Genomic DNA, 11,605 nt, shown 5'->3' on the forward strand with positions numbered 1-11,605 from the left:
TCCGGTGCGCGGGGTCGAGATCGCACGGCAGGGGGCTGTTCGACCGCTTCGCCGTACATGAGGGCCGACGCTGCGCAATCCTTCGTCGGACGAAGACCCGCAAGTCGAAGCCCGACCTCGCCAAGGAGTGAACGTCCATGTCGCAGACCACCAGCGAGGAAAACCGACTCGGCGAGGTCGGTCCCGACGCCGAGCAAGGCGTTCGTACCGGCCTGGCTGACCTGGACGAGCTCACCGGTCCGCTGCCTCCCGGCCGCCTTGTTGTAGTCGGCGGCCGCGCATCCGCCGGCTCCACGGCCTTCCTGGTGACCACCGCGCTGAACAGCGCGCTCGCCGGGCACGCCGTAGCTTTCGTGACCACGCAGGTCACCGACAGCCAGCTCCGGCGCAACGTGCTGGCCGCATTGGCCGGCGTGAACATGGACCGGTCCGAGACCGTGAACGCCGGACGGCGGGCCCGGGTGCGCAAGGCGGGCCAGGCCCTCGACCAGGTCGAGCTGCACATCTGGAACCCGATCCAAGGGACAGCCAACACGAACACGCCAGACGGAATCCGCCGCCGCATCCGGCATCTGAACGACCGCCACCCGCTCGGACTGGTCCTCATCGACGATCTCGCCCTCGCCTCCTACCGCGAGGAGACCGAGGGACAGACCGTCCATGACTTCACACGCCTCGCCCGCGAACTCGATGTGCCCGTGCTGCTGGCCGCGCACTTGCGATCCGAGGCCGGCAAGGACACCGTTCCGCCCGCGGTCGCCGACTTTTACGACCCGCACGTGCTGGAGGCGGCCGACGCCGTGATCCTGCTCCACCGCCCCGACCGGCACGGAAACGCTCCCAGCCGCGCCGGGCAGGTTGACCTGCTCGCCGCCCACGGCTGGCCGTCCAACGGAACCACAGCCGTCCGCTTCGAACCCGAGTACCACCGGTTCGTTGATCTGCCCAACTCCTGACGTTCCAGCATTGCGCCCGAGAACGGCCCTGAACGCCCCTCAGGGCGCCTGAAGGTCCCGCCCGCTTCCACGGAGGCGGGCGGGGCCTTGATCGCCCCGCAGAAGGCGATCTAGCCGTGACCGACCGACGACCAGAATCAGGACGACGCCGTGAACGACACCGCACTGCCGCAGCGCAAGACCCAGCCCTTCAACACGGCCTGGCCCGAGATCAACGAACTGCTCACGCTCAAAGCCGGACAGGTGGTCGTGGTCGCCGGCCCCGCCAGCACCGGCAAGTCGTTCTTCACCCACACCATCGCCGCCCGCGCCGCACTGATCTTCGGGCGGGGCGCCGGAATCATCAGCGCGGAGACCGACGGCCGCTTCGTCCACCAGCGGCTGATCGCGGCGGAGTGCCTGATCCCTATCCGTGCCCTCTCCGGCGCCGGCTCCACCGACCATCACCTCGACCTGCTCAAAGGCGCGTCCGACCACATCGCCGGTGCACGGATCCTCACCGCTGGCGACGAGTCGGTGGAGCCCGCCCGGCTGCGCGTCCTGCTCAAGCGCATGATCTCCGAGGGCTGGACCCCGGGTGTGGTGGTACTCGACTACTACTCCGCCCTCGCCGACGGGATCCACCGCGACGTTTCCGAGGAGGCGCTGGCCGCCGTTGCCGCCCAGCTGCCCGCCATCGCGGAGGAGTACGGCATCACCCTCCTGCTGGCCACACACCTCCAGCACCCGTTCGTCGACGAGAACCCGAAGGCCGAGAACATCCCGGCCGGCGCCTGGAGGATCGCGGACACCGTTCTCATGCTCCGCAACAACGGAACCGCCCCGCGACGCCGCATCACGGTCACCGTCGAGAAGTCCGAGGACGGACACACCGGGAAGTCCTGCGACCTGCTCTTCGACGGCTGGTACGGCCGCTTCGCCAGCACCGCCCTTGAAGGCGGACCGGAACTCTGACACGGCACGACTGGCCCCGACGGCTGCTCGTCATCCCGGCCTGACCGGCCACCGCCGCCCGGCCGACTACGGCCGGGCGGCGGGAGCCTCTCGCGCGCGAGGCCACCAGCAGCCAGACCCTCGCCGAACGCCGAGCCCGCCACGAACTTCGGGCCGGTCCGCTGATCGTGGCCGCCAGCCTCGCCCAGGCGCGCGCGTAGGCCACCCGTCACCTGGCCTACGGCCGTCCGGGAGACGTCTGGACCTGGGTTCTGGATGCGGGGGACCTGTCCCCGATGGGTGGACACCTTCGATCCCGGTCCTGGTCAGGACCGGGGAGGAGGAATCTCTTATGGTGATGAGGGTGTACTCGCCGCAGTTCAAGGCTGACGCCGTCGCGCTGTACCTGTCGGACCCGGACCACACCTTCGAGGGGGTGGGCAGGGATCTGGGGGTCGCGCGGGGGACGCTGCGAAGCTGGGTGCAAGCCGAGCAGGCCCGCCGGGGGCCGGCCGGCACGACGAGCAGGAACATGAACGACAAGAAGCCGGGACCCGAGCCGACCTCCGACGAGCTGCGGGCGGAGAACGAGGCCCTGCGCAAGCAACTGGCCCAGGTCCGCAAGGAGAACGAGAAGCTGGCCACGGAGCGGGACATTCTGCGGAAGGCGACGAAGTTTTTCGCCTCCGAGATGACCTGGTGACCCGCTGCCAGTTCATTGAGGACCACCACAGCGCCTACGGCGTGAAGCGGTTGTGCCAGGTTTTGGAGGTGGCCAGCTCCAGCTTCTACAAGTGTGTGAACGGTCAGCGATTTCCCCCACTTCTGAGGCTTCGTGGTCACGGAATTGGCCAGGGTCGCGGTCACGAGTCCCCACGGGGAACTTGACCACGGTGGAAGCCTGGAATACCCCAGATCAGGTGGTTTGACCTGCGAGTGATCGTTCCATCCGAATCGTTCAGGTTCCCCTTGGGCATCCCCGAGCCGGGTTGAGGGTCCTGACCGTCTCGGAGTCGTCACCGTCCCTGGGGTCCAGCCAAGGTACGTGCAAAAGGGGCCATGACGTGATCTTGAAAGTGTCCGTCGGCCTGTAGCCGTCCTTGCCCCCGCCGCCCCCGCAGGGTGGCTACCATCTGCTTATGGTCGATCACGAGACGGCGTTTCGGTCCCTGGACGGTACCGCGTTGTTCGGCACCATCTGCTCGGCGAAGACGCCGGTGGGGACGGCGGTGGGGACGGCGGTGCTGGTCCACGGGTCGGGGGTGACCCGGGAGGAGGGCGGCTTCTTCACGCGCCTGGCCATCGGCCTCGCCGCCTCCGGGGTGACCAGTCTGCGGTTCGACCTGCGGGCGCACGGAGTGAGCGGCGGGCGCGAGTCGGAGCTGACGATCGCCTCGGTGACCAACGACATCCGCGCGGCCAGCGATCACCTGCTCGCGGAGACCGGCCGCCAGGGCCCGGTGCACGTGATCGCCGCCTCGTTCTCCGGCGGCGCCGCCGCGCTGCACGCCGCCCACCGGCCTGACGAGGTCGACAAGCTGGTGCTGCTGAACCCGAGGCTGGACTACAAGGAGCGGTACGTCACCTCCCGGCCGGGCTGGTCGGACGACTACCTGTCCGGGGAGATGGCGGTGCGGCTGGAGGAGCAGGGCTTCACCGAGAAGTCGCCGTTCGAGCTGAACCGGGCCTTGCTGAACGAGGTCTTCTACCTGGACACCCCGAGCATTCTGGCCGGGGTGCGGGCGCCGGTGCTGATGGTGCACGGCACCGCGGACACCTTCGTGCCCGTCGAGTCGTCCCGTCGGCACCGGTCGATGTTCGGCGGGCCGGTGGAGCTGGTGGAGCTGGACGGCGCCCAGCACGGCTTCGCCGTCCACGACGACCCCACGTACCTGCACCCCAAGTCGCAGACGTGGCAGCGCGAGGTGATCGGGAAGGTCAGCGCCTTCCTGGGTTAGACCGCCGCCAGCTCGCCCAGGCGCTGCCGGAACTCCCGTACGACCGGACGCTGGGCGTACGGCGCGAGGTCGGCGGCGGTGCGGTGGAGCTCGGCGAGAGCCTGCCCGAACCGGGCGCCGGCGGCGAGGGTGAGGGACTCTATCGCGGCCAGGGCGGCCTGGTCCGGCTCACCGGCCGCGACCAGGGCGCCGGAGTACTGCGCGGTGAGTACCTGTTTCCGAGGGTGTGCGAAGCGTTCTGCCGGGCCAGGAATCGAACAGGACCCTCGGATCAGATACCGCTGGCGAGCCGGATCGGCGTCGTGAGGAGGAAGAGCTGGCCGGCCGCGGCGGTGGTCCGGAAGTCGAAGACGCTGGTGAACGGTCCGGTGATCAGCAGCAGGGTGCGGTGCTCGCGGACCTGGCGGCGCCACTCGCGGGTGGCGGCGATGTCGCCGTCGAACCAGGTCAGGCCGCCGGGACGGTGGATCGTCAGCCGGTGGTCGTCCAGGACGGCGGACCAGGCCGGGTCGGGGCCGGCGGTCAGCTCCGGGGTGGCGGTGTCGCGGTCGGCCCAGCCGTCTTCGAGGACCAGGAGGCGGCCGGGTGCGGCGGGGACGACCAGGACCGGGCGGCGGTCGGGCATCAGCTCGGGCCAGGGATGGCCGCCCAGGCCGGTGCCGCTGATCATCTCCATGCGCGGTCCCTTCCCCCGGCCGGCCGGTTCACCCTCGGCGCCGGATGGATCACATCATCAGCCAGGTGCCGGCCGTGGCGCTGGCGAATCCGCTGACGGGCCATCGGGGGCCGTGGGAGAGTGGGTCTGGCCGGTTCTTCGGGTGGTCAGGGGGTCGGTCGGCGGACCGACTCCGAGAACGATCAGTCCCGCTGGGCTTCGCGGGGCTCCGGCTGGCCCTTGCGCCGGGACTGCCGCTGGGTGATGCGCCTGGTCATGATGGTGATCGCGGCCCAGGTGATCAGCGATTCGGAGTGCTGGACGAGACGTTCGTAGTCGCGGGCGTGTCGGCGGGCGTGCATGATCCAGGCGTGGGACCTCTCGACCACCCAGCGCCGGGGCAGGACGACGAACCCCTTGGCGTCCTTGGGCCGGCTGACCGTCTTGATCGTGAGGTTCAGGTACTTCTTCGCCCAGGTCACGAGCTGTCCGGCATAGGCGGAGTCGGCCCAGACGATGGTGATCTCGGGGTGCATCAGCCGCAGCCGGAACAGCACTTCCTTCGCGGCGTCGCGGTCGGTGATGTCGGCCGGGGTGACCATGACGAACAGCGGCAGGCCCTTGGTGTCCACGACCAGGTGCCGCTTCCTGCCGTTGATTTTCTTGGCCGCGTCGTAGCCGCGCGAGTCGCGGCCGACGGTCTCGGCGGCCTTCACCGACTGCGAGTCGATGATGGTGGCGACCGCTCCGGGGGCCCGGCCCATGTCGCGGCGGACCCGCTCGCGCAGCTGGTCGCGGATCCGCCCGATCACGCCGGCCGCGGCCCAGCGGGCCATGAACCCGTAGCAGGTCCGCCAGGGCGGGAAGTCCTTCGGGAGCGCGCGCCACTTGCAGCCGGCGTCGACGACGTAGCGGATCGCGTCCACGATCTCGCGCCGCGGGTGCTTCTCCGGGCGCCCGCCGGCCTTCGTCTCGCAGGCCGGGGTGGGCAGCAGCGGTTCGATCAGGGCCCACTCGTCGTCGAAGGTGTCCGACGGATAGCAGCGGCGGCGCACGGACTCCCCTTCAGAGACAGGCAGTTGGCGGGCCCGGCCGCCGAAGGCGGCCGGGCCCGGAGGATCGGTGACGGTCAGACGTCGCTGTAGTCCGCGATCATTTCGAGCGTGGATTCCACCGAGTTGAGCTGGGTGACCAGGTGCTTGACCCACCGCCCCTTCGGTTGCAGAACGGCATGCGGGGCGACAACTCCGGTGATGAACCGGCGGAACTCGGTGAGCTTCTCGCGGATCACCGCGACCTCGTAAGCCTGCAGCTCGGTCGGGTCCGAGCAGAACTTGTAGCCGTCCGCCCGGCTCCAGATCAGCGGCGGCCAGCCCCGCTCGGCGATGATGTCGCGCAGGCAGGCCAGCCCCGCCCGAACCTGGCTCGGGCTCAGCGACGAGGCCCGGCTCAGCTGGTCGAAGGCCAGCCCGGCCGGCCGGGCCTCGAACAGCACCTTGCGGACGGTGTCGGCGTGCCGTTCGGCAGAGGGCGACCTGCGCTTGGAAGCGCGTGGCATCGCCTACTCACCCTGGAGGAGGCGGGCGAGCTCGCCGTCCATGTCGACCTTGCCGGTGTCGACCGCGGTCTCGACCCAGTCGAGCGTGGCCTTCACCCGCGCGCAGTTCTCCCTGATCACGGCCTTCTCGTCGTCGCTGAGCTGCCGGTCGCGCAGGCCGGGGACGACCCGGCCGGCCGCGGCGACGAAGGCGTGGCAGGCGGTGACCAGGTCGAGGAACTCCACCGTCCGATCGATCTGGCGGATCGCCGGCGCGACGGGGTTGGTCTGCTCGAAGTGCTCGCGGGCCTGGCGGCCGCGCTCGACCTGCGCATGGTTGACCTGGTGGCGGGCGGTGTCGTCGGCCATCGCGCGGGCCGCGACGTCCGGTCGCCGCAGCAGCCCGGTGGTCACCTCCGCCGCCACGTGGTCGTCGCGGGTCAGCTCCTCGACCACCTTCACCTTCTCGGCCGGGGCGACCCGGGCGACCACCTCCGGCCGCCGCAGGAACGACGGCGCAACCGCGGCGGCGACCTGGTCGTCGCGGGTCAGCTCCTCGACCGCCCGCACCTTGTCCTTCGGCTCGACCTGGGCCATCACCTCGGGCCGCCGCAGCAGGTCGCCGGTCACCTTCGCCGCGACCTCCTCCGACGCGGCCAGGGTGTGGATCGCGCGGACCTTCTCCTCCGGCGTGACCGGGCGCTCGACCTGCCGGCCGACCCGGCGCTTGGCCTCGTCCGGCGTCCACTTCCCCCGCGGCTGCGGCGGGTTGAGGATCGTCTCGAACCGCTCCTGCTCGTCCGCGATCCCGGCCAGGATCTCGTGGACCGTGTGTGAGACGCCGCGCTGCCGGCGCTCCTGGGGCCACCTGGACGCGGTCCACCTCGCGCGCTTGACCTGCGAGTAGGACAGGCCGATGTCGTCGGCCACCCTGACCAGCGACTTCTCGACGGAGAACAGCTCGTCCGCCGGCGCCGAGCCGCCCGGCTGGCGCATCGGCTCGATCTCCAGCGCGTAGTCGCCGATCGTGAACTGCGCGCGGGTGGTCGTCTCGACCAGCTTTCGCAGCTCGGCGACGATCTCCTCGTATCGGCTGGCGCTGACGCAGCCGACCTTCTCCGCGATCTCCTGAGCCATGTGGATCACACCACCAACTCGCAGACCGGACGCGGCCGTTGGCCGCGACGGGACCGGCCCGCTTCCGTGCAGCAGAGTCCGGCCCGAGATGTGATGATCACAACAAAAACCTGCGGATGAACGGAATTGACCGTTTAGTAACACTTATGCCGTTCGTTCAACGGTCACTGTGACCGTTCGCCGAACGGTTCGTGTCGGGCCCGCCAGGCCCTCATCACGCACCGCCGCGAGCAGTAGACGGCGTTCGAACGCCGATCCACCCCGGCCACCCACCAGGTGTCGCACTCCGGGCAGTTCACCCGGCCGGCGCCGCTGATCTCGGCCGCCACCCGCTTCCGCAGTCGCTGGTCCACCCGCCACTGCCTGGCACGACACGTGGTCGAGCAGTACACCGCGCTGGGCCGCGACCCCGGCCTCAGCCGTACGCCGCAGCCCTCGCACTTCCGCTCGCCAACCGGCCCGCTGCCCTCGGACACCAGCCCAGGTTAGGGCTCCAGGCTACCCAAAAGGGGGGTTCAGACACAGGTACTGAAGAACGCGCGATCGCGGGGCGCGAACACGCCGGTGGCCAGGTGCTGGCCGAAGAGGCTGACGGCCCGTTCGCTCTGGCCGGCTTCGCGGTAGCAGATCGCGCTCTGCACCATCAGCCGCTGGTCGGTGTAGCCGTCGCCGAGCGGGCCGGTGCAGGTGGCGGGCCCGCTCGCGGGGGTGGCCTGGCCGAGCGCGTCGTGCGCCCGCTCCAACGTGCGGGCCACCTCCTCGACGCGGGCACCGATGAGGGCCAGCGCCCGGGCCTGCTGCTGGAACGCTTCCGCGCGCGGTCTCGGTGGCAGGGTCCAGGGGCCGGTGGTGGCGGCGCGGGCGAGGTCGAGCATCCGGGCCGGGTCGGTGCGGTCGGTGGCCTGGGCCTGGCGGAGCAGGACGTAGGCGTGCATCGCGCCGTCGCCGGTCAGCGTCGCCCACTCCTTCGCCTGGTGGTGCCAGTACGCGACGGCCCGCTCGGGGGCGCCGGCGTCGCGGTGCAGCCAGGCGGCCAGTTCGGCGCCCCGGGCTCCGAGGATCAGCAGTTCGCGCCGCAGGCCGGGGGCGGCGGTGCGGGCGGCGGAGTTGATCCCCGTGAGGATGCCCAGCACGGTGGGCAGCGCCTCGTGCGGGCCGGCCAGGCCGTCGGCGCGGGCGGCGTCGTCCAGCGCGGTCCGCAGGTGGCCGAGGAGTTCGCCCCCGCCGTGCCGACGGGCGCCGTGGGCGGCGTCGGTGAGGTGGTCCAGGGCGTCAAGGTCGAGCATCGGGGCGGCGCCCGCCAAGCCCAGGAACGTCCGTCGGCGCACGTCGCACCCCTCCAGCTTCTCTTCGCTCTCGCCCGGGCGCCGCCGCGTGGTCCGGGCGGGCCGTCGAAAGCCGAGGTCCTCAAGCGGGCAGCCGAACATCGCCTCCAGGACGCGCCTCGCGTCGCGGTTGGGCCAGGTCGACTCGCCCGACTCCCACCGCCTCACCTGCCGCACCGAGATCCGGGCCTGCTCGCGCAGCTCGCGGGCCTTGTCGTCGTACGCGGCGGCGAAGTCCTCCTGGGTGTGCCAGCCGCGCTCGACGCGGGCGGCGACGAGGCGCCAGTTGGCGACGGCGTGTTCGGGCATGGGCACCCCCGGAATCCAGGACCACCACGGTAGCCATCATGACCACCGTCAGCGAGAGGCCGGTACCTACCCGTCACGGTGTCCGGTGAAGCGTCCGGTGATCCGGCCTCGACCCGGGCCCCGCCCGGCGGTGAACTGTGAGCACCGGACCGGCCCGCCCGGCCGAGTCCCCAACACCCCCTCTACGCAAGGAGGACGCCATGAAGACCACCGCGAAGACCCCGGCCGTCACGCTCGACCCGAAGAAGGTCGCCGCGCTCCAGGCCAAGGTCAACCGGCTCGTCGGCACCGGTGCGCTGGCCGCGGCCCCGCACACCTACCACCACTGAGTGATCTCCGGGAGGGCGGGACGGCTGGGGCCGTCCTGCCCTCCCGGGCCCTCCAGCCCCAGTACCGAACATCGAGGAGGCAAAGCTGTGGACACCCGCCTGGAGCTGACGTTCCTGGGCCACCAGACCTGGCTGGTCCAGGGCGGCGGCCACCGCGTCCTGATCGACCCCGTCCTTACCGAGGCGTTCGGCCTGCCCGGCCGGGCCGAGTGCCGGGTGTGGCCGCCGCGCCGGATCGACGCCGGCCTGATGCCCCGCCCGGACGCCGTCGTGCTCACCCACGAGCACCTCGACCACTTCCACCTGCCCTCCCTGGACCTGCTGGACCGCAGCGTGCCCGTCTACACCGGGCCGTTGCTGCCCGCCCCGGTCGAAGAGGCGATCGTGAGGCTCGGGTTCACCGTGCGCCGGGTCGACCACACCACCCCGATCGAGCTGGGTGACCTGCGCGTCATCCTCTACCCGGCCGGCGCCCAGACGCTGTTCTGGGAGGACCGCGTCGTCCAGCCCTGCGTGCAGGTCGGCGACGGCCCGGCCGTGTTCATCGCGGTCGACGCCGACCCCTCCGACCTGTACCTGCAGCAGGTCGCCGAGGGCGCCCAGCCCGTACCGCGGATGGCGGTGGTCTCCAACAACTCGCAGATCGTGCCGCCCGGCATGCCTGCCTCCTCGGTCAACCTGCTGCCCGGCGTCGACGGCACCCGGCACAAGACCGGCCTGAGCGTCCTCAACCAGCTGCTGCTCGAAGTCCTCGCCCCGCTCGACGGTGTGAGGGACGTGGCGCTGTGCGGCAACGGCTTCCTGCCCCCGGGCAGCCCGCACGGCCCGTTCCTCTACTCCGACCACCCGAAGATGGCCGAAGCCGCCAACGGCCTGCAGAACCTGTTCCGGGCCCACGGCCCGCGCCCGGGCGAGCGGCTGACCGTCCCCGCCTCGCCGGCCGAGAAGGTGACGTCCGATCAGGTCGGCTGGGTGCGGATCGACGACGACTTCGAGTACGAGGCGCTCATCGCCCACGCCGCGTTCCTCGCCGACCCCGGCACCGTCCAGCTGGTCCCGCTCGCCGAACCGCCCGCCGACCAGGACGGGGCCCTCGCCGTCGTGAGGGCGGAACTGCCGCGGCTGGGCCGCGAGCTGCTGGCCACCGGCACCGGCATGCTGGCGTGCAGCATCCACGAGTACCTCTCCGGCCCGCTCGGCCCCCACCGCGCGGTGCTGCGGCTCAAGGACGGCCCGGGCGGCGAACTCCTGCAGTTCGGCTGGGACGTCACCAGCGCCGACTTCGTCCAGGTCGAGGCGACCGGCCGGGAGGAGGCGATGGCCGCCTACCCGTTCGGCGCGGAGATGTTCTTCCAGGACTACCTCGCCCTGCTCCAGGGACGGCTGCAGGTGTGGGACGTGGCCGGCGGCGCGATGGAGTGCTGGCACATCGGCCGCCCCCTCGACAGCCTCGTCTACGCCTTCTTCGGCATCTACGGCGAGCACCAGCGCCCCGACCTCGCCGCCCTGTCCTACGTGAACCTGGCCTCCGGCATCACCGCCCCGGCGGGAGCCCGATGAGCACCGCCCCGGCGCCGGCCACGGCCGCCCAGGCGCTGACCGGGCTGGCCCGCATCCGCCCGCCCGGGTGGCTGGCCACCCCGATGCCCGTCGACCCCGTCGACCTGCTCGTGCTCGCCCGCCGGGTGCTCGCCGCCGACCACCCTGGCGTGAACGGCAGGGTCAGCGTGGTCAGCGCCCGGTACACCGCCGCAGTGTTCGCGGTGCACCGCCCGCCGCGGGAGAGCTCGCTGGTGCTCAAGCTCCACGCCGATCCGGCCGCGTACGCCGGGGAGACGTTGGCGTACGCGCTGCTGGCCGACACCGCGCCGGTCGCCCGGCTGTACGCGGAGGCCGACCAGTCGCGCTCGCTGCTGCTGGAGTACCTGCCCGAGCCCGCCGACTGGACCGGGGCCCAGATGCCCGCCGTGCTGGCGGAGCGGGTCGCCGCCGTCCACACGGCCTCGCTGCGGCTGCCCGGCGAGGCCGCCGAGGCGATGGCCGGCTTCACCCTCGCGGCCCTGCACGGCGCTCCTGCCCCGGCCTGGATCACCGACCCGTCCGCGTACGGCGAGGTGCTGGCCGCACACTTGGACGCCTACGGCCCCGACCTGGTGCCGCTGGGCCACCTCGACCTCAAGCCCGAGCACCTGCGCAGGCGCCCGGACGGCGAGCTGGTGGTGCTCGACGTGGAGAGCGTGCGCCCGGACGTGACCGGGCTGATCGACCTGGTCACCCTGCCCGCCGTCCTGCGCCAGGCCGGGCACGATCTCGACCCGGCCCGGGTACTGGGCCTGTACCTGGACGCCACCGCCGCCCGGGGCGGCAACTGGACGGCCAGTTCGCTGAAGAACGCCCTGCGCGCGTACACGGCGGCCACCGGCTTGGAGAGCCTGCACGGCCTGGACCGGTGAACGCCGAAGGCCC

General features: G+C 71.5%; 13 protein-coding genes. 8 read left to right on the forward strand and 5 right to left on the reverse strand.

The window, feature by feature from the left end; all coding sequences use genetic code 11:
* Positions 1-137: 137 nt before the first annotated feature.
* The 4 genes from BI06_RS43325 to BI06_RS43340 all read left to right on the forward strand — a co-directional run bounded on the left by BI06_RS43325 (position 138) and on the right by BI06_RS43340 (position 3,847).
* On the forward strand, positions 138-956 hold the full coding sequence (locus BI06_RS43325) for a DnaB-like helicase C-terminal domain-containing protein (RefSeq protein ID WP_043478129.1): 819 nt from the start codon (positions 138-140) through the stop codon (positions 954-956).
* A 150-nt stretch (positions 957-1,106) separates the two neighbouring features.
* The gene (locus BI06_RS43330; protein WP_043478132.1) at positions 1,107-1,910 is read left to right on the forward strand and encodes a DnaB-like helicase C-terminal domain-containing protein; all 804 of its coding nucleotides are present in this window, start codon (positions 1,107-1,109) and stop codon (positions 1,908-1,910) included.
* 331 nt (positions 1,911-2,241) lie between these two features.
* Positions 2,242-2,592 (forward strand): IS3 family transposase, encoded by a 351-nt coding sequence (locus tag BI06_RS43335; RefSeq protein ID WP_043478135.1) that lies wholly within the window; start codon positions 2,242-2,244, stop codon positions 2,590-2,592.
* Between the two features lie 436 nt (positions 2,593-3,028).
* On the forward strand, positions 3,029-3,847 hold the full coding sequence (locus BI06_RS43340; RefSeq protein ID WP_043478138.1) for an alpha/beta hydrolase: 819 nt from the start codon (positions 3,029-3,031) through the stop codon (positions 3,845-3,847).
* Between the two features lie 271 nt (positions 3,848-4,118).
* On the opposite strand, the gene BI06_RS43345 is transcribed toward BI06_RS43340, so the two are convergent.
* The 4 genes from BI06_RS43345 to BI06_RS43360 all read right to left on the reverse strand — a co-directional run bounded on the left by BI06_RS43345 (position 4,119) and on the right by BI06_RS43360 (position 7,176).
* Positions 4,119-4,523: a hypothetical protein gene (locus tag BI06_RS43345; RefSeq protein ID WP_043463470.1), complete on the reverse strand. Its 405-nt coding sequence runs from the start codon at positions 4,521-4,523 to the stop codon at positions 4,119-4,121.
* 182 nt (positions 4,524-4,705) lie between these two features.
* Positions 4,706-5,557 carry an IS5 family transposase gene (locus BI06_RS43350; RefSeq protein WP_043463473.1) on the reverse strand — a complete coding sequence of 284 codons (852 nt, stop codon included), beginning with the start codon at positions 5,555-5,557 and terminating at the stop codon, positions 4,706-4,708.
* Between the two features lie 74 nt (positions 5,558-5,631).
* On the reverse strand, positions 5,632-6,060 hold the full coding sequence (locus BI06_RS43355; RefSeq protein WP_043463477.1) for a hypothetical protein: 429 nt from the start codon (positions 6,058-6,060) through the stop codon (positions 5,632-5,634).
* A 3-nt stretch (positions 6,061-6,063) separates the two neighbouring features.
* A complete protein-coding gene (locus BI06_RS43360) occupies positions 6,064-7,176 on the reverse strand; it encodes a DUF6192 family protein (RefSeq protein ID WP_043464028.1) in 1,113 nt (370 codons plus the stop codon).
* A 276-nt stretch (positions 7,177-7,452) separates the two neighbouring features.
* On the opposite strand from BI06_RS43360, the gene BI06_RS52065 reads away from it, so the two are divergent.
* A complete protein-coding gene (locus BI06_RS52065) occupies positions 7,453-7,665 on the forward strand; it encodes a hypothetical protein (protein WP_043463480.1) in 213 nt (70 codons plus the stop codon).
* A gap of 26 nt (positions 7,666-7,691) precedes the next feature.
* Here BI06_RS52065 and BI06_RS43370 read toward each other — a convergent pair whose 3' ends face one another.
* Entirely contained in the window at positions 7,692-8,810 is a 1,119-nt protein-coding gene (locus tag BI06_RS43370; RefSeq protein ID WP_051743014.1) for a helix-turn-helix transcriptional regulator, read from the reverse strand.
* Positions 8,811-9,010: 200 nt separating this feature from the next.
* Between BI06_RS43370 and BI06_RS54975 the strand changes: the two genes are divergently transcribed.
* From BI06_RS54975 to BI06_RS43380, 3 genes are all read left to right on the forward strand, one after another.
* On the forward strand, positions 9,011-9,139 hold the full coding sequence (locus BI06_RS54975; protein ID WP_255360327.1) for a hypothetical protein: 129 nt from the start codon (positions 9,011-9,013) through the stop codon (positions 9,137-9,139).
* A gap of 87 nt (positions 9,140-9,226) precedes the next feature.
* Positions 9,227-10,699, forward strand: coding sequence for an MBL fold metallo-hydrolase (locus BI06_RS43375; RefSeq protein WP_043478141.1), 1,473 nt, complete (start codon positions 9,227-9,229; stop codon positions 10,697-10,699).
* Positions 10,696-11,592 (forward strand): hypothetical protein, encoded by an 897-nt coding sequence (locus BI06_RS43380; RefSeq protein ID WP_043478144.1) that lies wholly within the window; start codon positions 10,696-10,698, stop codon positions 11,590-11,592. The genes BI06_RS43375 and BI06_RS43380 overlap by 4 nt, the downstream gene beginning before the upstream one ends.
* Positions 11,593-11,605 lie beyond the last annotated feature (13 nt).

The sequence above is a fragment of the Kitasatospora sp. MBT66 genome (genome assembly GCF_000710405.2).
Lineage (GTDB): Bacteria > Actinomycetota > Actinomycetes > Streptomycetales > Streptomycetaceae > Kitasatospora > Kitasatospora purpeofusca.

Excerpts from the sequence above, each read along its gene's own strand:
- BI06_RS43325 (WP_043478129.1), top strand. The coding sequence starts at position 138 with ATGTCGCAGACCACCAGCGAGGAAAACCGACTCGGCGAGGTCGGTCCC.
- BI06_RS43335 (WP_043478135.1), top strand. The coding sequence starts at position 2,242 with ATGGTGATGAGGGTGTACTCGCCGCAGTTCAAGGCTGACGCCGTCGCG.
- BI06_RS43340 (WP_043478138.1), top strand. The coding sequence starts at position 3,029 with ATGGTCGATCACGAGACGGCGTTTCGGTCCCTGGACGGTACCGCGTTG.
- BI06_RS43345 (WP_043463470.1), bottom strand. The coding sequence starts at position 4,523 with ATGGAGATGATCAGCGGCACCGGCCTGGGCGGCCATCCCTGGCCCGAG.
- BI06_RS43355 (WP_043463477.1), bottom strand. The coding sequence starts at position 6,060 with ATGCCACGCGCTTCCAAGCGCAGGTCGCCCTCTGCCGAACGGCACGCC.
- BI06_RS43360 (WP_043464028.1), bottom strand. The coding sequence starts at position 7,176 with ATGGCTCAGGAGATCGCGGAGAAGGTCGGCTGCGTCAGCGCCAGCCGA.
- BI06_RS43370 (WP_051743014.1), bottom strand. The coding sequence starts at position 8,810 with ATGCCCGAACACGCCGTCGCCAACTGGCGCCTCGTCGCCGCCCGCGTC.
- BI06_RS54975 (WP_255360327.1), top strand. The coding sequence starts at position 9,011 with ATGAAGACCACCGCGAAGACCCCGGCCGTCACGCTCGACCCGAAGAAG.
- BI06_RS43380 (WP_043478144.1), top strand. The coding sequence starts at position 10,696 with ATGAGCACCGCCCCGGCGCCGGCCACGGCCGCCCAGGCGCTGACCGGG.